Source organism: Microbacterium sp. NPDC003461, from assembly GCF_053588335.1.
Genome location: NZ_JBSFPT010000003.1, coordinates 36,387 through 57,016, shown reverse-complemented (window position 1 = coordinate 57,016; position 20,630 = coordinate 36,387). Strand labels below are relative to the sequence as shown.

Sequence of the window (20,630 nt, the reverse complement as noted above, 5' to 3'; positions counted from 1 at the left end):
ACGCTCACTTCGTTCAGCAACCGATGAGCGCTACCCGATCGGTTGCTGAACGGAGCGGCCGCAGGCCGCGGAGATGAAGCGACCACGGCAAGCTCAGCGGCTCAGGCGAAGGCCGCCTGCAGGCGCGCGGCGGCGTCCTCGAGCACCTCGATGCGCTTGCAGGCCGCGAAGCGCACGAGCGTGGCGCACTCGGCCCGGCGCGCGGGCGTGACGAACGCCGTGAGCGGCACGCCGGCCACGCCGGCCCGCTGCGGCAGCGCGCGGCAGAACTCGGCGGCGTCGGTCGCGCCCAGCGGCGCGGCGTCGGCGACCGTGAAGTACGAGCCCTGCGGGTCGAACACCTCGAACCCGGCGGCGCGCAGCCCGGCGCCCAGCACGTCCTTCTTGCGGCGCATGTCGTCGGCGAGCCCGCGGAAGAACGCGTCCGGCATCCTCAGCCCCACGGCGATCGCCGGCTGGAACGCCGAGCCGTTCACGTACGTCAGGTACTGCTTCACGGTGAGCACGGCGGTGAGCAGATCGGCCGGCCCCGTGATCCAGCCGATCTTCCATCCGGTGGTGCGGAACGTCTTGCCCGCCGACGAGATCGTGAGCGTGCGCTCGCGGGCCTCCGGCAGCGTGGCGATCGGCACGTGCCGCTCGCCGAACACGAGGTGCTCGTAGACCTCGTCGGTGAGGATGATCGCATCGTGACGCTCGGCGAGCCGCGCGATGTGCGCGCGCGTCTCGGCCGAGAAGACCGCGCCCGTGGGGTTGTGCGGATCGTTCACGAGGATCACGCGCGTGCGGTCGGTGACGGCGGCGGTCAGCTCGTCGAGGTCGGGCTGGAATCCGGGCGCGCGCAGCGGCACGGTGCGCAGCGTGGCGCCGGACAGCGCCACGCACGCCGCGTAGGAGTCGTAGTACGGCTCGAACACGACGACCTCGTCCTCGGGGCCGTCGACGAGCGCGAGCAGCGCCGCCGCGAGCGCCTCGGTGGCGCCGGCCGTCACGAGGACCTCGGTGGCCGGGTCGAGTTCGATGCCGTAGAAGCGGCGCTGGTGCGCCGCGATGGCCTCGAGCAGCGCGGGCACGCCGCGGCCCGGCGGGTACTGGTTGGCGCCGTCGGCGATCGCGCGCCTGGCGGCCTCGAGCACCTCGGCGGGCCCGTCCTCGTCGGGGAAGCCCTGGCCCAGATTCACCGCGCCCGTGCGGGCCGCGAGGGCCGACATCTCTGCGAAGATGGTGGCGGCGACCGAGCCGTCGCCGCCGAGGAGTCCTGCACCGGCGGCGGTGCGCCGCCAGGCGCCGGGTACGGATCGCATCGTCCCAGGCTACCGTCGGGGCCGCGAGGGGCGGCCCTCGGCCCCTCACGGAGACGTCAGAAGCGGGACATAGCAAGCGCAAAGGTTGGCGGATCACCCTGGAGGGGACTCGTCAGAAGGAGCACCCGATGGACAACCAGGTACCCGGCGCCGGCAACGACAGCGCATCGGCTGAGAACGGCACGCCCGAGGCGCGCGCGTCGCACGTGGTCCCGCCGCGGCCGATGATGTCGGCCGCCGACGCGGCCGCCCGGCACGCGGCGCCGCCGACGTTCTCGCCGTCGTGGGCCTCCGCTCGGGCCGACGAGCACCCCACGGTGCCGCTGACCGGCGCGACCGCCGAGCTGCCGCCGTTCATCGCGCCCGAGGACCGCGTGGGCGCGGACGCGCCGGGGGACGGCGTGCGGGCGGGCGCGCCGGAGGACCGGCCCGCCGAGAAGAAGCGCCGCGGGGGGCTGCTCGTGGGCGCGCTGCTGGCGGCCGCCGTCGTCGGCGGGGCGTCGGGACTGGGTGGCACGTACGTGGGGACGCAGCTGTGGGCGACGCCCGCGGCCACCGGCGGATCGGACAGCCCGTCGTCCATCACGGTGAACAACCCCGGATCGGTGAACGAGGCCACGGCCATCGCGACCGAGGCGCTGCCGAGCACCGTGACGATCTCGGTGACGACCGGCGACTCGGGCGGCAGCGGCACCGGCGTGGTGCTCAGCGAGGACGGCTACGTCGTGACGAACACGCACGTGGTCACCCTCGGTGGCGCGTCGGCCGACGGCACCATCCGCGTCACCGACTCGGACGGGCGCATCTACGACGCCGAGATCGTCGGCACCGACCCCGTCTACGACCTGGCCGTCATCAAGCTCGAGGGCGCCGAGGGCATGACGCCCATCGAGTTCGCCGACTCGTCGAAGCTGAACGTGGGCGACACGACGGTCGCGATCGGCGCGCCGCTCGGGCTGCCGAACACCGTGACCACGGGCATCGTGAGTGCGCTCAACCGCAGCATCCAGATCGCCTCGGCGGCCGCGCCCGACAGCCCGGACGAGCCGCAGGACTCGGACGGGGGATCGGGGGAGGACTCGCCGTTCTTCTTCGACATCCCGGGGCAGCAGAACCAGGGCAACGCGAACGAGACCATCTCGATCGCGGTGATCCAGACCGACGCCGCCATCAACCCGGGCAACTCCGGAGGTGCGCTCGTGAACTCCGAGGGGCAGCTGATCGGCATCAACGTGGCGATCGCGACGGCGTCGGGCAGCACCACGGAGGAGTCCGGATCGGTCGGCATCGGCTTCTCGATCCCGTCCAACGTGGTCGAGCGGGTCACGGGCGAGATCATCGAGAACGGCACAGCCAGCCACGGCCTGCTCGGGGCGAGCGTGACGAGCGCGGCGGCCTACGAGGACGCCGAGATCGAGGGCGCCCTGATCGCCGAGCTGGTGCGCGGCGGCGCGGCGGCCGAGGCGGGGCTGCGCGAGGGCGACATCGTCACCGAGTTCAACGGCGTGCCCATCACGAGCTCCACCGACCTCACCGCCCAGGTGCGCGCGGCCGCGGGCGGCAGCGACGCCACGCTCACCTATGTGCGCGACGGCGAGGCGCACACGGTCGACGTCACGCTGGGCACGCTCGAGTAGGGCGCCCTTCGAGGAAGACGCCGCTTCGCGAGATAGTCTCGCGAAGTGGCGTCTTCGTTTTCGTTCGGTGCGGGCAACGCGGCGAAGCTGCTGCGTGCGCCCCTGTACCTGCTGGGACGCCTCGTCACCCTCGTCGTGCCGCGCGGCCGGCGCTGGGTCTTCGGCTGTGGCGCCGGCATCGGCGACGGGCCGCTCGCGCTGTGGCGCGTGGCGGCGGCCGAGGGCGTGGACGCCGTGTGGCTCGTCCGCTCGGACGCGGAGGAGCGCGCCGCCGCCGAGGCCGGCATCCCCACGCTGCGGCGCGACTCGCTGCGCGGGTTCTGGGCGACGGCCCGCGCGCGGGTGCTCGTCGTGGCATACGGGCTGGGAGATGTGAACCCGTACGCCGTCTCCGGCGCGTTCGTCGTGCAGCTGTGGCACGGCATCCCGCTCAAGCGCATCGGCCTCGACTCGCCCGAGACGCTGCGCAGCCCGATCCCCGTCGCCGCGGGCGCGATCAGCCGCCTGCTCGGCCTGCTGTACCGCGCGTCGCAGCGGCGGATCGACGTGCTGCCGGCCGCCTCGCACCTCGTGCGCGGCCGCCTGGAGTCGGCCTTCGGCCTGCCCGGCGACCGCGTCGTCGTGACGGGGGAGCCGCGGGTCGACCCGCTCTCGGCCGGCACCGCCGCCGAGCGGCGCGACCGAGCCCGCGCGGCGCTGCGCGCGGCCGCGGGGCCTCTCGAGGACACCACGCCCGTCGTCCTGTACGCGCCCACGTGGCGCGACGGGGCGCCGGATCCGGCCGTGCCGACGGCGGCCGACTGGGAGCGGATCCGAGACGCCCTCGAGCGCCACGACGCCGTGCTGCTCGTGCGCTCGCACCGGCTGGGGGCGGGCGAGTACGTGCCGCCGTTCGCGACGGATCGGGTGCGCGCGCTCGGATCCGATGTGCTGGGCGACATCACGGCGGCGCTGCCCGGCGTGGACGTGCTCGTGACCGACTACTCGTCGCTCGCGTACGACGCGGGGCTCGTGCCGCTGCCGGTGCTGTTCCTCGCGCCGGACGAGGACGACTACGCCGCGCGGCGCGGCTTCTACGGCACCTACGCCGACGTGGCAGGGCCCGATCCGTCCCGCACGTGGCCGCAGCTGCTCGCGCAGCTGGACGCGGTGCTCGCCGATCCGCGCGCGCGGGCGGAGCGCGTGGCGCGGTCCGAGGCGCTGAGCGCCCGCGTGCACGCGTATCGTGACGGACGGAACACGCGCCGCCTGTACGACATCGTGCGGGCGCGACTGGATGGGCGGAGCGGACCGCCGACGGAAGGCAGCGAATGACGACGGCCCGGTTCATCCCCGACGGACCCGAGCTTCTCATCGAGGGCGAGGGGCCTCGGCCGGAGAGTGCGACCCTCACCGGCCCCCGCGCCGCGGTGACCGGGCGCCTCACGGGGCGCGGCAAGACGTGGAAGGCGCGCTTCGCCCTCACGGTCTCGCGCTGGGGCGGACCGGCGCTGCCGCTGCCGTCGGGCACCTACCGGGTCGAGATCGCCGGGCAGCGCGTGGCCCTGAGCCTGCCGCTCACGATGCTGCCGGGGCTGCGCGCCTCGGCGGTCGAGAGCGAGGTGGAGATCGGCGCGCCGATCGACCCGGCGTACGACTCGCCCGAGGGTCAGCGCGCGCTCGAGCTGCGGTACGCCACGCACGAGACGCCGCTCGAGAACGCCGTGTTCTTCGAGAGCTTCTACGGCAGCGCGGCGGGCTGCAACCCGCTCGCGATCGACCGTGAGCTCTCGCGCGTGGCGCCCGGAGTGACCCGGTACTGGAGCGTGGTCGACCGCTCGGTGCGGGTTCCGGAGGGTGCGACCGCCGTCGTGGAGGGCACGCCGGAGTGGTGGCGCGCGCGGGGCGCGGCGCGGCTGCTCGTCGTCAACGACTGGCTGCGCCGGCGCTACGCGCGCCGCGCGGGGCAGCGCGTGCTGCAGACGTGGCACGGCACGCCGCTCAAGCGGCTCGCGCTGCACCGGCCCGGCTTCCAGCCGCGGCGCTGGGGCGCGGTGATCAAGGAGTCGCGACGGTGGGACGTGCTGCTCGCGCAGAACACGTACGCCGAGCGCATCCTGCGCAAGGCATACGCCTTCCTCGGTCGCCCGGTGTGGGTCGAGGGCTATCCGCGCAACGACGTGCTCGTGACCGGTGGGGGCGACGAAGCGCGCGCGTCGCTCGGGATCGGGCCGGACGAGCGGGTGCTGCTGTACGCGCCCACGTGGCGGGACGACCGGCTCGAGATGGTCGACTTCATCGATCCCGCCCGACTCGCGGCCGACACGGGATCCGTCGTGCTCGTGCGCGGGCACTCCCGCACGCTGCGGCCCGGCCAGGACGTCACGGGCCCCCGCGTCGTCGACGTCACGGGCTACCCCGACACAGCCAGCCTGCTGCTCGTGGCCGACGCGCTCGTGACCGACTACTCCTCGGTGATGTTCGACTACTCCGTCACCGGCAAGCCGATGTACTTCCTCGTGCCCGACCTCGAGCACTACCGGGGCCGGCTGCGCGGCTTCTACTTCGACCTCGCGGCGCGGGCGCCCGGCCCGCTCGTGCGCACGTACGACGAGCTCCTCGGGGCGCTCGGAGACGACCCGGCGGCCTACGCCGGGCGGTACGACGCGTGGCGGCGCCAGTTCAACGCGCGCGACGACGGCCGCGCGTCCGAGCGCGTCGTCTCCCGCCTGTTCGACCAGGGCTTCCTCGACCGCGCCTGACGCCTCCCGCTCGTCGACCGGGGCGGAGACGGGCCGAGCGAGCGAAGCGAGAGGCCGGCCGGCCTACGGCAGCGGGGTGTTGCGCCCGGAGAGGCGCGAGGTGTCGACCGTGTCGTGGGCGCCGCGCAGCACGCCGCGCAGGAAGCCCACGCCCCACGCGAGGTGCATCGTGGGCAGCACGGCGAGGGTCCACAGCTTGTCGCGCCAGCCCGTGCCTCCGCCCCTGCCGGCCGCCACCACGGCGACGAGGCCGATGTAGGCCAGCACCGGCAGGTACAGCACCGATGCGATCACCGCCCACAGCCCCGAGAGCGCGCGCGTGAGCTGCAGCGCACCGAGCACGATCGCGGCGAGCACCGCGAGCACGAGCACGGGAGGTGCGAAGAACCGCAGGGAGTTGCGCAGCCCGTAGCGGCGCACGAGCTCGCCGCGCCACGTGCCCGTGGCGTGGAACTGCCGGGCGAGGCGCACCCAGCTGTCGCGCGGCCAGTACGTCACCGAGAGCTCGGGATCGAACCACACCCGGTAGCCGGCGGAGCGGATCCGCAGGTTCAGCTCCCAGTCCTCGCCGCGGCGGATCGTCTCGTCGAAGCCGCCGACCTCCTCGATCACGGCGCGGCGCATGACGCCCAGGTAGGCCGACTCGGCCTCGCCCTCGCGCCGGCCGCCGTGGTACGCGCCGCCGCCCAGGCCGATGGGGGAGTTGTAGGCCCGCGCCACCGCGCGCTGGAAGGGCGTGCGCCCCTCGGCGTGCATGACCCCGCCCACGTTGGCCGCGCCGGTGCGGCGCAGCGTCTCGAGCGCGCGGGCTGTGTATCCGGGAGCGAGCTCGGAGTGCGCGTCGACGCGCACGATCGTCGGGTGCCGGCTGGCGCCGATGGCGCGATTCAGGCCAACGGGGATGTCGGCGGCGGGGTTATCGACGAGCACGATCCGCTCGTCCTCCTCGGCCAGCTGGCGCGCGAGGTCGTTCGTGCCGTCCGACGACGGGCCGAGCGCCAGCACCAGCTCGACGGGGCCGTCGACCTCCTGCTCGAGCACGGTCTCGACGGCGCGCCGCAGGTACGCGCGCTCGTTGAGCACGGGCATCACGAACGAGACGCCGCTGCCGGGCGGGGGCACCGGGGCGCTGCGCCGGGGGACGCGGGCGCGGCCGGTCTCCGGGACGCTGTGCATGGCTCGATCATCGCACGGGCCGGCATGCCGCTCCCGTGATGATGCTGAGGCGCGCCCGGGCGGCACCCGTCCCAGGGCGAATCCAGTCCGCCCGGATAGCGTGGAGCGCGTGGGAGTCGTGAACGATGCGAAGAGGGCCGTCGCGCTGGTGCGCAAGGCGCTGCGAGGTCGCAGCGCGTACCGGGCGGTCCGATCCGCGCTGAGCGAGCGCGGCCCGCTCGAGCGCGATCGGTACCGGGTCGCCGTGTACTTCGCCGACAGCGACGTGAACATGTACCAGATGCGCCAGTGGTACAAGCCGCTGCAGGAGCTGGCGAAGACGTGGCCGGTGCTCGTCATCGCGCGCAACGCGGCGGGGGCGCGCGCGCTCATCGCCGACGGCGCGCTGCCGGTGGCCTACACCCCGGAGGTGCGCGGCATCGAGCGGCTGCTGCGCCGGCAGGACATCCGCGTCGTGCTGTACGTGAACCAGAACACGCGCAACTTCCAGATGTTCCGCTACGGGCGCCGATGGCACGTGTTCATCAACCACGGCGAGTCCGACAAGATGTACATGACCACCAACCAGTACAAGGCGTACGACTACGCGCTGGTGGCGGGCCAGGCCGCGCGCGATCGCCTCTCGCGCACGCTGTGGGACTACGACGTGGAGCGGCGCACGATCGAGATCGGCCGGCCCCAGGCCGACCACTACTCGGGCGTCGTGCCGTACGAGCCCGATGACCGCACCGTGGTGCTGTACGCGCCCACGTGGGAAGGCGACCGCCCCGCCGCCCACTACGGGTCGGTCCTCTCGCACGGCGAGGCGCTCGCCGCGGCGCTGCTGGCCGATCCGCGCTACCGCCTCATCTACCGCCCGCATCCGCGCAGCGGGGTGGTGGACGCGGCGTTCGGCGAGGCGAACCGGCGGATCATCCGGGCCATCCGCGCCGCGAACCAGGCCGATCCGTCGGCGCACCACGTGTACGACGACCGGCCGGAGCTGGGCTGGCAGCTGGCGGCGGCGGACGTGGCGATCGTCGACATCTCGGCGATGGTCTACGACCGTCTCGCCGCGGGCAAGCCGCTCCTCGTGACGCGGCCGGCGGACGAGCGCGCGCAGGTGGACGAGGGCGGGTACCTCGGCGCCTGCGAGTGGCTCGACGCCGCCGACGCGGCGGATGTGATCGCACAGGTCGAGCGCGTGCGCGGCGACGCGGAGGCGACCGAGCGCCTGCAGCACTGGGTGCGCCACTACTTCGGCGACACCTCGCCCGGCGCGCCGACCGCCCGCTTCCACGCGGCGATCGAGCACCTCATGCGCGAGTGGGACACGTGGCACGCGGGATCGACGGAGGAGCCCGCCTCGGACGAAGAGGACGACGAGGGCGAGGACTGACCCCCGATCGGTTGCTGAACGGAGCGGCCGGAGGCCGCGGAGATGAAACGACCACCGCAAGCTCGCGGGATCCGCCAGGTCGCACCGGATCGGTTGCTGAACGGAGCGGCCGGAGGCCGCGGAGATGAAGCGACCACCGCAACTCCGCCTCGGGTCAGCAGCCGGGGCCGGTGGGGTTCTCGTGGCAGGTGTACTTCACGAGGCCGGTGTGGGCGGTGACGGCCTGGATGGTGCGGGATGCGGGCGGCGAGGCGACGAGGCCTTCGACGGGTCGGGTGCCCCAGGGTCCGAAGTCGACGACGGCTTCGGACAGGACGGTGGCGGTGACGGGGTAGTGCCCGCGGGCGCTGTAGGCGTGGCTGGTGTCGGTGGGGGTGAAGTCGGGCTGGCCGAGTTGTTCCCAGGTGCCGCCGCCGAGGGGGACGGTCTTGGTGGTGCCGTCGCCGTAGTCGATGCGTGCCTGGACGGGGGTGAACTGCACGGACACGGGCAGGTCGAACAGGGTGCCGGTGGCGGTGTGGGTGGTGGCGGTGACGAGGACGTTCATGGGCATGCCGACGACGGCGACGCCGTCGGGTTCGGTGCCGATGGCGGGGGTGACGGGGGCGAATCGGGCGACGTCGGTGGCCTGCACGGCGGGGATGATCGGCGCGTCTTCGGTCTGCTCGGCGGGTGGTTCGGGGGCGTAGTCCTGCCAGCAGAGTCCGTCGGCGCGTGGGGAGGTCTGGTCGTCTCGGCATCGTCCCCACCGCGGGTCGCGTTGCGGCGGCGCCGCCTCACCGACCCCGTCTCCGTCGCCGGCGATCGGCTGCGTCCCACCGCCGGACTCCGACGAACCACCGCCGCCGCCGGGCCGAGTGCCTGACCCTCCGATGTCCACGCTGGCACCATCGTTGACTGGGTTGCACGCGTGGAACCAAGACACTTGGCTGCATCCGCTCTCGGCCGCAGCAGGCGACGCGGGCGCGAGGAGAACGACCGCGAGAGCAACGAGTGCGGCTAGCAATCCCGATCGCGATCGCAGGGGACGACTGGCTACTGGCATTCGGGGCCATCCGCTCTGCCGTCCGTCGATGCGATGAGTACCGACGTCGTGGCCGGCGGCAGGTGGAAGCTCACGCGGAGTCGCTGCACGTCGGGACGATCAGGACTGACAACGGATCGCCCCTCGGCATCGAACACGTCGATCGACGACACGTCCAAACACACGTCCATGCGCACGAGGCCAGACTCAAGATCCGCGTCGTGGGGGCTGATCGATGCCAGTGATGTCTCGCCTTCCCGGCGCATCTCCTCGGCGTGAAGCGTCGTGAGTTCCTCCTTGACCGAGGCGAGCGAATCGCCCGTCGTGAGCGCATAGACCGGCTCGAAGGTCCCGGGATCGCTCAGATCGACGGCGTTCTCCGCCTCCACATACGCCCGATACGTCTCCTCGGCCGCGGCGAAGGCCTCCTCCTCGCTCGCGAACCCGGTCGGCGTCGGCTCAGGCTCGGGCGCGGCGGCGCACCCGGCCAGTGCAAGGGCGAGGCCTGCGAGCAGAGCCAGGGCGAGTGACCGGCGCGACATGCCACACACGGTAGCGAGCGCGCGCGATCCTCGCAGGGACTCTCCACAGGCCGCGGCGCCGGACGCGCGAGCTACTTCGCGGCGCCCGCCCGGTAGTACCGCGACTCCTTGCCGTGGATGGGCGAGTCGTCCGGCACCATGCGCCCGCGCGACGCCTTGCGGATGTCGAGGATCGTGCCCACGGCCAGCGCGAACGTGATGCCCCAGCTCACCCACTGCAGCGCCACGCGCCACGTGAACGGCTGCTCGCCGGCACCGCGGAGCAGCGAGACACCGCTGAGCACCGCGCCGACGATCCCGGTCCCTGCTACATACTTCCGCATCCCCATGTCAACCACGCTAGCGCGCAACATGCCCGACACGCCCCCGCTGTTAGCCTGGCGATACCGGCACAACGACCGTCCCGGGGCGAATGCCGACCCGGTGCGAAGGACGAATCCCGGTACGAGGAGACAGAGTCATGCAGAAGGCCGATCTCGTGGTGGTCGCCAATCGCCTGCCGGTGGACCGGGTCACGGAGCCCGACGGAACCGAGACCTGGCGGCGATCGCCCGGAGGCCTCGTCACGGCTCTCGAGCAGGTGATGGCCAAGACCGACGGCGCGTGGGTGGGCTGGGGCGGCAGGGCCGACCTCGAGATGGAGCCCTTCGAGTTCGAGGGCACCGTGCTCGTTCCCGTGCGCCTGTCGGCCCAGGAGCTGAAGGACTACTACGAGGGCTTCTCGAACGGCACGATCTGGCCGCTCTACCACGACGTCATCGCCGCGCCGGTGTACCGCCGCTCGTGGTGGGACGCGTACGTGCGGGTGAACCGCCGCTTCGCCGAGGCCGCCGCGGAGGTGGCCGAGCACGAGGGCTTCGTGTGGGTGCAGGACTACCAGCTGCAGCTCGTGCCGCAGATGCTCCGCGAACTGCGCCCCGATCTGACGATCGGGTACTTCCACCACATTCCCTTCCCGGCATACGGCCTGTACTCGCAGCTGCCGTGGCGTCGGCAGGTGCTCGAGGGCCTGCTGGGCGCCGACGTGCTGGGCTTCCAGCGCGTGGCCGATGCGGGCAACTTCCAGCGCTCGGTGCGGCGGATCTTCCGCTACCCGACGCGGGCGAGCGAGATCACCGTGCCGACGCCCGAGGGCGGCTCGCGCAACGTGATCGCCGCGCCGTTCCCCATCTCGATCGACGCGCAGGCCTTCATCGAGCTGTCGCAGCGCCCCGAGGTGCGGGCGCGCGCGGCCGAGATCCGCGAGCAGCTGGGCAACCCCGACAAGATCCTGCTCGGCGTCGACCGGCTCGACTACACCAAGGGCATCCGGCACCGCCTCAAGGCGTTCGGCGAGCTGCTGGACGACGGCAAGGTCACGGTCGGCGAGGTCACGCTCGTGCAGATCGCGAGCCCCAGCCGCCCCGGCGTCGAGGCGTATCAGGATCTGCGCGACGAGATCGAGCTGACGGTCGGCCGCATCAACGGCGACTACGACACGATGCACCACACCGCCATCCGGTACCTGCACCAGGGCTTCCCGCGCGAGGAGATGGTCGCGCTGTACCTGGCCGCCGACGTCATGCTCATCACGGCGCTACGCGACGGCATGAACCTGGTCGCCAAGGAGTACGTGGCGGTGCGCACCGACAACCGGGGCGTGCTGCTGCTGAGCGAGTTCGCCGGCGCCGCCGATGAGCTCAGCAGCGCGCTGCTCGTGAACCCGCACGACATCGATGGCATGAAGGAGGCGATCCTGCGCGCCATCAACATGCCGACGGCCGAGCAGTCGCGCCGCATGCGCGCGCTGCGCCGCAACGTGCTCGAGAACGACGTCGAGGCCTGGGGGCAGAGCTTCCTCAAGGCGGTCGACGCCATCCGGCACGCGCGGGCCACCGGCGCCCCGATCCCGCCGGAAGTGAAAGTGAAGCCGACCCTCAGGAAGAAGCCCCGCGAATGACGCAACCGCAGACGGACTGGCGCTCGGCGCTGCCGCGCATCGCCCACACCGAGCGACTCCTCGTCGCGCTCGACTTCGACGGCACGCTCGCGCCGCTGCAGGACGACCCGATGACGTCGCGGGCGCTGCCCGAGGCCGCCGAGGCGGTGCGGCGGCTGGCGGATCTGCCCGACACGATCGTCGCGTACGTCTCGGGCCGCAGCCTGCCGCACCTGCGGATCATCGCCGAGCACGACGACGCCTCGCGCGTGTGGCTGGCCGGATCGCACGGCGTGGAGTACTGGCGGCCCGCCGACGTGGAGGTGCCCGCGGACGACGAGCCCGACGACACACACGAGCGCGAGCTGCTGGCACGCCTGGCGGCCGAGGCGAAGGAGCTCGTCGACGGCATCGAGGGCGCGTGGATAGAGGACAAGTCGGTGGGCTTCGCGGTGCACACGCGCCTGACGCCCCGCGACATGGCCGACGGCGTGCAGGGCGTGATCGACGCGCTCGTGGCGCGCGAGGCGCCGGGCTGGCGGCGCCGCGCCGGGCACGACCTCGTGGAGTACACGTGGCGGCACGAGGGCAAGGACGCCGCCGTCGCGCGGCTGCGCGAGCAGACCAGGGCGACCGCCGTGCTCTTCGCGGGCGACGACGTGACCGACGAGGACGCCCTGGCGAGCCTCGAGCCCGCCGACCTCGGGGTGCGCGTGGGCTCGGGGGAGACGTCGGCCTCCGTGCGCGTGCAGGACGCCCGCGAATTCGCCGACCTGCTCGCCGAACTTGCGGATCTGCGGGCATCCTGACAGCCCGTCGCGGGCGCGCCCGAGCGGATCGCGCACCGGGCGCGGGGCGCGGTTCGGGCGGCTCTAGACTCGGGATCATGGCCGAAGCAGTCCCCAGCGCATCCATCGACATCAAGCCCCGCAGCCGCGCCGTCACCGACGGCATCGAGGCCACGACCTCCCGGGGCATGCTCCGCGCGGTCGGCATGGGCGACGACGACTGGGAGAAGCCGCAGATCGGCATCGCGTCGAGCTGGAACGAGATCACGCCGTGCAACCTCAGCCTCGACCGCCTCGCGCAGGCCTCGAAGGAGGGCGTGCACGCCGGCGGCGGCTACCCGCTGCAGTTCGGCACGATCAGCGTCTCGGACGGCATCTCGATGGGCCACGAGGGCATGCACTTCTCGCTCGTGAGCCGCGAGGTCATCGCCGACAGCGTCGAGACCGTCGTGATGGGCGAGCGCCTGGACGGCACCGTGCTGCTGGCCGGCTGCGACAAGTCGCTGCCCGGCATGCTCATGGCCGCCGCCCGCCTCGAGCTCGCGAGCGTCTTCCTCTACGCCGGATCGATCGCCCCCGGCTGGGTCAAGCTCGAGGACGGCACCGAGAAGACCATCACGATCATCGACTCGTTCGAGGCCGTCGGCGCCTGCAAGGCGGGCCAGATGAGCGAGGCCGACCTCAAGAGGATCGAGTGCGGCTTCGCGCCGGGCGAGGGCGCCTGCGGCGGCATGTACACGGCCAACACGATGGCGTGCATCGCCGAGGCGCTCGGCATGAGCCTGCCCGGCTCGTCCACGCCGCTGAGCGCCGACCGCCGCCGCGACATGTATGCGCACCGCTCAGGCGAGGCCGTCGTCGAGATGCTGCGCAAGGGCATCACGACGAAGGATATCCTCACGAAGAAGGCGTTCGAGAACGCCGTCACCGTGGCGATGGTGCTGGGCGGATCGACCAACGCGGTGCTGCACCTGCTCGCGATCGCGAAGGAGGCGGGCGTCGAGCTCACCCTCGACGACTTCACCCGCATCGGCCAGCGCTCGCCCCACCTGGCCGACGTCAAGCCGTTCGGCCGCTTCGTGGCGCAGGACTTCGACCGCGTGGGCGGCATGCCCGTCGTCATGAAGGCGCTGCTCGACGCCGGCCTGCTGCACGGCGACGCGCTCACCGTCACCGGCAAGACCGTGGCCGAGAACCTCGCGGCCCTCGACGTCGCCCCGCTCGACGGCGAGGTCGTGCGCACGCTCGACAACCCGATCCACGCCACCGGCGGCCTGACGATCCTGAACGGCTCGCTGGCCCCCGAGGGCGCCGTCGTGAAGACCGCCGGCTTCGACGCCGAGGTGTTCGAGGGCCCCGCCCGCGTGTTCGAGCGCGAGCGCGCGGCGATGGACGCGCTCACGAACGGCGAGATCGACAAGGGCGACGTCGTGATCATCCGCTACGAGGGCCCCAAGGGCGGTCCCGGCATGCGCGAGATGCTCGCGATCACCGCCGCCATCAAGGGCGCTGGGCTCGGCAAGGATGTACTACTCTTGACGGACGGTCGATTCTCCGGCGGCACAACCGGCCTGTGCATCGGCCATATTGCACCCGAGGCGGTGGACGCTGGTCCCATCGCCTTCGTGCGCGATGGTGATCTGATCAGGGTCGATATCGCGGCCCGCACTCTCGACCTACTCGTCGATGACGCGGAGCTCGAATCCCGCCGTTCCGGCTGGGAGCCCCTGCCCCCGCGCTACACCCGCGGCGTTCTGGCGAAGTACTCGAAGCTCGTCCGCTCCGCGGCGGAGGGCGCCGTCACGGGCTGACGCGCCTCTGCGAGCAGCCCACGCAATCAGATCCAGGAAGCATGCACATGTCATCCGACACCGCTCCGGCCGTGCCCCGGCCGCCCGCCCGCACCGCGAACGCGTCCGTGCTCACGGGCGCCGAGGCGGTCGTCCGCTCGCTCGAGATGCTCGGTGTGACCGACGTGTTCGGTCTGCCGGGCGGCGCGATCCTGCCCGTCTACGACCCGCTCATGTCGGCCGAGAAGCTGCGCCACATCCTCGTGCGCCACGAGCAGGGCGCCGGCCACGCCGCCGAGGGCTACGCCTCGTCGAGCGGCAAGCTCGGCGTCGCGATCGCGACCTCGGGCCCCGGCGCGACCAACCTCGTCACCGCCATCGCCGACGCCTACATGGACTCGGTGCCGATGCTCGCGATCACCGGCCAGGTGTTCTCGACGCTGATGGGCACCGACGCGTTCCAGGAGGCCGACATCGTGGGCATCACGATGCCGATCACGAAGCACTCCTTCCTCGTGCGCACGGCGGAGGACATCCCGGGCGCGCTCGCGGCGGCGTACGAGATCGCGACGACCGGGCGCCCCGGTCCCGTCCTCGTCGACATCACGAAGGACGCGCAGCAGAACGAGATGACGTTCTCGTGGCCGCCCAAGTACGACCTGCCCGGCTACCGGCCCGTCACGAAGGCGCACGGCAAGCAGATCCAGGCCGCCGCGTCGCTCATCGCCGAGGCGCGCAAGCCCGTGCTGTACGTGGGCGGCGGCGTCATCCGCGCCCGGGCCTCGGCCGAGCTGCGCACCCTCGCCGAGACGAGCGGCGCGCCCGTGGTGACCACGCTCATGGCGCGCGGCGCGTTCCCCGACTCGCACCCGCAGCACCTCGGCATGCCCGGCATGCACGGATCCGTTCCCGCGGTGCTCGCGCTGCAGGAGGCCGACCTCGTCGTCGCCCTCGGCGCGCGCTTCGACGACCGCGTCACGGGCAAGGCGAGCCTGTTCGCGCCGCACGCCAAGATCGTGCACGTCGACATCGATCCCGCCGAGATCGGCAAGATCAAGGCCGTCGACGTGCCCATCGTGGGCGACCTCAAGGACGTGCTCGTCGACCTCGACGCCGCCCTGCGCGGCACCGAGCGCGCCGACACCGAGGAGTGGTGGGCCTACCTGCACGGGCTGCAGGACCAGTACCCGCTCGGCTACACGCCCACGAGCGACGGCCTGCTCGCGCCGCAGCACGTGATCCAGCGGATCGGCGAGCTCACCGGCCCCGAGGGCGTGTACGCGGCCGGCGTGGGCCAGCACCAGATGTGGGCGGCGCAGTTCATCAAGTACGAGCGACCCAACGCGTGGCTCAACTCCGGCGGCGCCGGCACGATGGGCTACGCCGTGCCGGCGGCCATGGGCGCGAAGGTCGCCCAGCCGGATCGCGTGGTGTGGGCGATCGACGGCGACGGCTGCTTCCAGATGACGAATCAGGAGCTGGCCACCTGCGCGATCAACAAGATCCCTATCAAGGTCGCCATCATCAACAACTCCTCGCTCGGCATGGTGCGCCAGTGGCAGACGCTGTTCTACGACGGCCGCTACTCGAACACCGACCTGAACACGGGCGCCGGATCGATCCGCGTGCCCGACTTCGTCAAGCTCGCCGAGGCGTACGGCTGCCACGCGATCCGCGTGGAGACCGAGGATCAGGTGGACGCGGCGATCCAGGAGGCGCTGTCGATCAACGACCGGCCCGTCGTCATCGACTTCGTCGTGAGCGCCGACGCGATGGTGTGGCCGATGGTGCCGCAGGGCGTCAGCAACAGCTACATCCAGTACGCGCGGGACAACGCGCCGACGTTCGACGAGGAGGCCTGAGATGTCGACGCACGTGCTGAGCCTGCTCGTCGAGGACCGCCCCGGTCTGCTCACCCGCGTGGCCGGGCTGTTCGCCCGCCGCGGCTTCAACATCAACTCCCTCGCCGTGGGCGTGACGGAGATCCCCGGCCTGTCGCGGATCACGGTGGTCGTGGACGTCGACGACCTGCCGCTCGAGCAGGTGACCAAGCAGCTGAACAAGCTCGTCAACGTCATCAAGATCGTCGAGCTCGACCCGGCCTCGTCGGTGCAGCGCGAGCACATGCTCGTCAAGGTGAAGGCCGACAACACGAGCCGCTCCAACGTGCTCGAGGTCGTGAACCTCTTCCGTGCCCGCGTGGTCGACTACGCGCCCGACGCGCTCGTGATCGAGGTGACCGGCGACAAGGGCAAGGTCGACGCGTTCCTCAAGGCCGTCGAGCCGTTCGGCATCAAGGAGCTCGCCCAGTCGGGCCTGCTCGCCCTGGGCCGCGGCGGCAAGTCCATCACCGAGCGCGTCCTCCGCGGCTGAGCCCGACTCCATCGGTTGCTGAACGAAGCGGCGAAGCCGCGAAGATGAAGCGACCACCGCAAGCCCACCAGCAACACCCAAGGAGAGAACCAGTGACCGAGATCCTCTACGACGCCGACGCCGACCTGTCGCTCATCCAGGGCAAGAAGGTCGCGGTGGTCGGGTACGGCTCGCAGGGCCACGCCCACGCCCAGAACCTGCGCGACTCGGGCGTCGAGGTCGTCATCGCCCTCAAGGACGGCTCGAAGTCCACGGCCAAGGCGCAGGAGGACGGCTTCGAGGTCAAGTCGGTCGCCGACGCGACCGAGTGGGCCGACCTCATCATGATCCTCGCGCCCGACCAGCACCAGCGCTCGATCTACGCCGAGGGCATCGCCCCCAAGCTCACGGCGGGCAAGACGCTGGCCTTCGCGCACGGCTTCAACATCCGCTTCGGCTACATCCAGGCGCCCAGCGACGTCGACGTCATCCTCGTCGCCCCGAAGGCCCCGGGCCACACGGTGCGCCGCGAGTTCGTGGCCGGCCGCGGCATCCCCGACATCATCGCCGTCGAGAACGACGCGTCGGGCCAGGCCTGGGACGTCGCCCTCTCGTACGCGAAGGCGATCGGCGGCACCCGCGCCGGCGTCATCAAGACGACGTTCACCGAGGAGACCGAGACGGATCTGTTCGGCGAGCAGGCCGTGCTGTGCGGCGGCATGAGCCACCTCGTGCAGGCGGGCTTCGAGGTGCTGACCGAGGCGGGCTACCAGCCGCAGATCGCGTACTTCGAGGTGCTGCACGAGCTCAAGCTCATCGTCGACCTCATGTGGGAGGGCGGCATCGCCAAGCAGCGCTGGTCCATCAGCGACACGGCCGAGTTCGGCGACTACGTCTCGGGCCCGCGCGTCATCGACGCCGACACGAAGCAGCGCATGAAGGACGTGCTCGCCGACATCCAGTCGGGCGCGTTCGCGAAGCGCTTCATCGACGACCAGGACGCCGGCGCGCCGGAGTTCAAGGCCCTCCGCGAGAAGGAGGAGTCGCACCCCATCGAGGCCACCGGCAAGGAGCTGCGCGCCCTGTTCTCGTGGAAGAACTCGGACGACGATTATGTCGAGGGCAGCGCTGCCCGCTGATCGCTTCAGCTGGTCGCTTCATCTCCGCGCCTGCGGCGCTCCGTTCAGCAACCGGTGGGCTCCACTCATCGGTTGCTGAACGGAGGCCGCGCTAGCGGCCGGAGATGAAGCGACCACCGCAACACGGCCCCCGCGCTCACGAGGCGCGGGGGCCGTGCTGCGTCCGCACGGGGGTCCAGCGCCGGCCGCGTAGAATGATGCGGTTTGCGTCATCGATCCACGAGGAAGTCCATGCGAATCCCCACCCTTCGCCGCGCGCTGGCGCTGACCGCCGCGGGCGCGACCGCCGCCCTCGTCCTCGCCGGCTGCGCGGGCGCCGCGCCCGAGCAGGCCGTCGACACCGAGGCGCCCCTTTACGACGCGCTGCCGCAGGACATCAAGGACGCCGGCAAGATCGTGGTCGGCGGCGACATCGCGTACGCGCCGATGGAGTACTACGACGAGGACGGCACGACGATCCTCGGCTTCGACAAGGAGCTCACCGACATCCTCAGCGAGCAGCTGGGCGTGCCGTTCGAGTGGAACAACGTCGTCTTCGACAGCCTCATCACGCAGCTGAACTCGGGCCGCATCGACATCATCGTCTCGGGGATGAGCGACAACGAGGAGCGCCAGCAGGAGATCGACTTCGTCGACTACTACATGGCCGGCGCCGTCCTGCTCGTCCCGAAGGGCAACCCCGAGGGCCTCACGGGCATCGAGGACCTGTGCGGGCGGACGATCGCCGTGCAGCGCGGCACCGTGCAGGAGGGCTACGCGCAGGACCAGTCGGCCACGTGCGAGGCCGAGGGCCAGGAGCCGATCGAGATCCTCTCGTTCGACCGCGAGACCGAGGCGATGCTGCAGGTGAAGAACGGCCGCGCCGTCACCGGCATGCAGGACTACCCGGTGGCCGCGTACAACGCGCGCGTGTCGGGCGACGGCGAGGACTTCGAGGTCGTGGGCGACCAGGTGCAGGCCGGCCCGATGGGCATCGGCGTGAGCAAGGACGACGCCGAGCTGCGCGACGCGATCCAGCAGGCCGTGCAGGCCGCGATCGACGGCGGCGAGTACGGCGAGCTGATCGAGAAGTACGAGACCCCGCTCGGCGCGGTCGACGAAGCCACGATCAACGGCGGCTGACATGGACGAGCGGACGATGACCACGGTCCCGGTGCGGCACTGGGGGCGCTGGATCACGGGCGCCGTGGTGCTCGTCCTGCTCGCCGCTCTCGTCTACGCCTTCTCGCAGGCCGACATCCAGTACGACGCGACCCTGCGGTTCCTCACCGTGCCGACGATCCTGCAGGGCATGGCGGGCACGCTGCTCATCAGCATCGCCGCGCAGGCGCTCGGCATCGTGCTGGGCGTCGTGGCGGCGATCATGCGCCTGTCGGCGAATCCCGTGGCGCGCGCCGTCGCGGGTGGGTACGTGTGGCTGTTCCGCGGCACGCCGGTGCTCGTGCAGCTGCTGCTCTGGTACAACCTGTCACTCGTGTTCCCCGAGGTGTGGATCCCGTTCGCCGGATCCGTCGACACGAACACGATCATGACGCCGTTCCTCGCGGCCCTGCTGGGGCTCGGCATCAACGAGGGCGCGTACATGGCCGAGATCGTGCGCGCGGGCATCGCGTCGGTCGACAAGGGCCAGGTGGAGGCCGCCAAGTCGATCGGCATGCGGCCGGGACGCACCATGCGCCGGATCGTGCTGCCGCAGGCGATGCGGGTGATCGTGCCACCCACGGGCAACGAGTTCATCAACATGCTCAAGACGTCGTCGCTGGCCTATACGATCCAGTACGGCGAGCTGCTGCTGTCGGCGGTGGGCATCTACTCCAACAACCTGCTCGTGGTCGAGCTGCTGCTGACGGTGTCGATCTGGTACCTGATCCTCACGACCGTGTTCAGCATCGGCCAGTACTTCATCGAGCGGCGCTTCGAGTACTCGTCGGTGAGCGACGCGTCGAGCGTCGGCGACGTGCTGCGCCGCATCCTGCCGGGGAGGACCCGATGAACGCTCCGCTCGTCCAGGCCGTCGGCGTGCGCAAGCGCTTCGGCGACAACGAGGTGCTGAAGGGCATCGACCTCACGGTCGCGCCCGGCGAGGTCGTGTGCCTCATCGGCCCGAGCGGATCGGGCAAGTCGACGTTCCTGCGCTGCATCAACCACCTCGAGCGGATCGACGGGGGAGAGCTGCGCGTGGCCGGCGAGCACGTGGGCTACCGCGAGAGCAACGGCCGGCTGTACGAGCTGCGAGAGCGCGAGGTCGCGGCGCGGCGCGAGAGGATCGGCATGGTCTTCCAGCGCTTCAACCTGTTCGGCCACATGACGGCGCTCGAGAACGTGTCGGAGGGACCGATCGGGGTGCGCGGCGTGCCGCGCGCGCAGGCGCAGGACGAGGCGCGGGCGCTGCTGACGCGCGTGGGCCTGGCGCACCGGATGGACGCGTACCCGCACGAGCTCTCGGGCGGTCAGCAGCAGCGCGTGGCCATCGCGCGCTCGCTCGCCATGAAGCCCGAGCTCATGCTCTTCGACGAGCCGACCTCGGCACTCGACCCCGAGCTCGTCGGCGAGGTGCTCGACGTCATGCGCGAGCTGGCGGACGAGGGCATGACGATGATCGTCGTCACGCACGAGATGGGCTTCGCGCGCGACGTGGCCGACCGCGTGGTCTTCATGGACGGCGGCGTCGTCGTCGAGGAGGGCCCGGCGGCCGAGGTCATCGAGCGCCCCCAGCACGCGCGCACGCGGGAGTTCCTCGGCAAGGTGCGCTGAGCGTACGCGCAGGTTGCGCCGGATTCCCGGCAGATTCCGGCGATATCTGATCCCGTCCTCTCCGGCAGGCGTAGCGTGGATGGTGCG

At 71.6% G+C, this 20,630-nt stretch carries 18 protein-coding genes; 13 read left to right on the top strand and 5 right to left on the bottom strand.

All coding sequences use genetic code 11. The features are described from left to right. Positions 1–101 precede the first annotated feature (101 nt). Complete coding sequence (locus tag ACWDR7_RS02455; RefSeq protein WP_449853354.1) at positions 102–1,304, bottom strand: pyridoxal phosphate-dependent aminotransferase; 1,203 nt, start codon at positions 1,302–1,304, stop codon at positions 102–104. Positions 1,305–1,432: 128 nt separating this feature from the next. On the opposite strand from ACWDR7_RS02455, the gene ACWDR7_RS02450 reads away from it, so the two are divergent. The 3 genes from ACWDR7_RS02450 to ACWDR7_RS02440 are packed head-to-tail and all read left to right on the top strand — an operon-like array spanning position 1,433 to position 5,682. Further along, entirely contained in the window at positions 1,433–2,941 is a 1,509-nt protein-coding gene (locus ACWDR7_RS02450) for a S1C family serine protease (protein WP_449853353.1), read from the top strand. 45 nt (positions 2,942–2,986) lie between these two features. After that, the gene (locus tag ACWDR7_RS02445; RefSeq protein WP_449853352.1) at positions 2,987–4,255 is read left to right on the top strand and encodes a CDP-glycerol glycerophosphotransferase family protein; all 1,269 of its coding nucleotides are present in this window, start codon (positions 2,987–2,989) and stop codon (positions 4,253–4,255) included. Then, positions 4,252–5,682: a CDP-glycerol glycerophosphotransferase family protein gene (locus ACWDR7_RS02440; RefSeq protein ID WP_449853351.1), complete on the top strand. Its 1,431-nt coding sequence runs from the start codon at positions 4,252–4,254 to the stop codon at positions 5,680–5,682. Before ACWDR7_RS02445 ends, ACWDR7_RS02440 begins: the two co-directional genes overlap by 4 nt. Before the next feature lie 63 nt (positions 5,683–5,745). Here ACWDR7_RS02440 and ACWDR7_RS02435 read toward each other — a convergent pair whose 3' ends face one another. Then, a complete protein-coding gene (locus tag ACWDR7_RS02435) occupies positions 5,746–6,858 on the bottom strand; it encodes a glycosyltransferase family 2 protein (protein ID WP_449853350.1) in 1,113 nt (370 codons plus the stop codon). 109 nt (positions 6,859–6,967) lie between these two features. Here ACWDR7_RS02435 and ACWDR7_RS02430 point away from each other — a divergent pair, with 109 nt between their 5' ends. Beyond that, positions 6,968–8,236 carry a CDP-glycerol glycerophosphotransferase family protein gene (locus tag ACWDR7_RS02430; protein WP_449853349.1) on the top strand — a complete coding sequence of 423 codons (1,269 nt, stop codon included), beginning with the start codon at positions 6,968–6,970 and terminating at the stop codon, positions 8,234–8,236. Positions 8,237–8,390: 154 nt separating this feature from the next. On the opposite strand, the gene ACWDR7_RS02425 is transcribed toward ACWDR7_RS02430, so the two are convergent. The 3 genes from ACWDR7_RS02425 to ACWDR7_RS02415 form a co-directional block, all read right to left on the bottom strand. Further along, the gene (locus tag ACWDR7_RS02425) at positions 8,391–8,870 is read right to left on the bottom strand and encodes a hypothetical protein (protein WP_449853348.1); all 480 of its coding nucleotides are present in this window, start codon (positions 8,868–8,870) and stop codon (positions 8,391–8,393) included. Positions 8,871–9,271: 401 nt separating this feature from the next. Further along, positions 9,272–9,802 carry a hypothetical protein gene (locus ACWDR7_RS02420; protein WP_449853347.1) on the bottom strand — a complete coding sequence of 177 codons (531 nt, stop codon included), beginning with the start codon at positions 9,800–9,802 and terminating at the stop codon, positions 9,272–9,274. A 71-nt stretch (positions 9,803–9,873) separates the two neighbouring features. Continuing rightward, positions 9,874–10,131, bottom strand: a complete 258-nt coding sequence (locus tag ACWDR7_RS02415) for a hypothetical protein (RefSeq protein ID WP_449853346.1) — start codon at positions 10,129–10,131, stop codon at positions 9,874–9,876. Between the two features lie 131 nt (positions 10,132–10,262). Between ACWDR7_RS02415 and ACWDR7_RS02410 the strand changes: the two genes are divergently transcribed. The 9 genes from ACWDR7_RS02410 to ACWDR7_RS02370 all read left to right on the top strand — a co-directional run bounded on the left by ACWDR7_RS02410 (position 10,263) and on the right by ACWDR7_RS02370 (position 20,543). Further along, positions 10,263–11,741 (top strand): alpha,alpha-trehalose-phosphate synthase (UDP-forming), encoded by a 1,479-nt coding sequence (locus ACWDR7_RS02410; RefSeq protein ID WP_449853345.1) that lies wholly within the window; start codon positions 10,263–10,265, stop codon positions 11,739–11,741. Further along, the gene (otsB, locus tag ACWDR7_RS02405) at positions 11,738–12,529 is read left to right on the top strand and encodes a trehalose-phosphatase (RefSeq protein WP_449853344.1); all 792 of its coding nucleotides are present in this window, start codon (positions 11,738–11,740) and stop codon (positions 12,527–12,529) included. The genes ACWDR7_RS02410 and otsB overlap by 4 nt, the downstream gene beginning before the upstream one ends. A gap of 77 nt (positions 12,530–12,606) precedes the next feature. Continuing rightward, complete coding sequence (ilvD, locus tag ACWDR7_RS02400) at positions 12,607–14,319, top strand: dihydroxy-acid dehydratase (protein ID WP_449853343.1); 1,713 nt, start codon at positions 12,607–12,609, stop codon at positions 14,317–14,319. Between the two features lie 47 nt (positions 14,320–14,366). Next, entirely contained in the window at positions 14,367–16,160 is a 1,794-nt protein-coding gene (locus ACWDR7_RS02395; protein ID WP_449853342.1) for an acetolactate synthase large subunit, read from the top strand. A 1-nt stretch (position 16,161) separates the two neighbouring features. Beyond that, positions 16,162–16,671 carry an acetolactate synthase small subunit gene (ilvN, locus tag ACWDR7_RS02390; RefSeq protein WP_449853341.1) on the top strand — a complete coding sequence of 170 codons (510 nt, stop codon included), beginning with the start codon at positions 16,162–16,164 and terminating at the stop codon, positions 16,669–16,671. A gap of 92 nt (positions 16,672–16,763) precedes the next feature. Next, entirely contained in the window at positions 16,764–17,789 is a 1,026-nt protein-coding gene (gene ilvC / locus ACWDR7_RS02385; RefSeq protein WP_449853340.1) for a ketol-acid reductoisomerase, read from the top strand. 231 nt (positions 17,790–18,020) lie between these two features. Then, positions 18,021–18,911, top strand: coding sequence for an ABC transporter substrate-binding protein (locus tag ACWDR7_RS02380; RefSeq protein WP_449853339.1), 891 nt, complete (start codon positions 18,021–18,023; stop codon positions 18,909–18,911). A gap of 16 nt (positions 18,912–18,927) precedes the next feature. Continuing rightward, positions 18,928–19,782 carry an amino acid ABC transporter permease gene (locus tag ACWDR7_RS02375; protein ID WP_449853338.1) on the top strand — a complete coding sequence of 285 codons (855 nt, stop codon included), beginning with the start codon at positions 18,928–18,930 and terminating at the stop codon, positions 19,780–19,782. Continuing rightward, the gene (locus ACWDR7_RS02370; protein WP_449853337.1) at positions 19,779–20,543 is read left to right on the top strand and encodes an amino acid ABC transporter ATP-binding protein; all 765 of its coding nucleotides are present in this window, start codon (positions 19,779–19,781) and stop codon (positions 20,541–20,543) included. Before ACWDR7_RS02375 ends, ACWDR7_RS02370 begins: the two co-directional genes overlap by 4 nt. Positions 20,544–20,630: the final 87 nt, after the last annotated feature.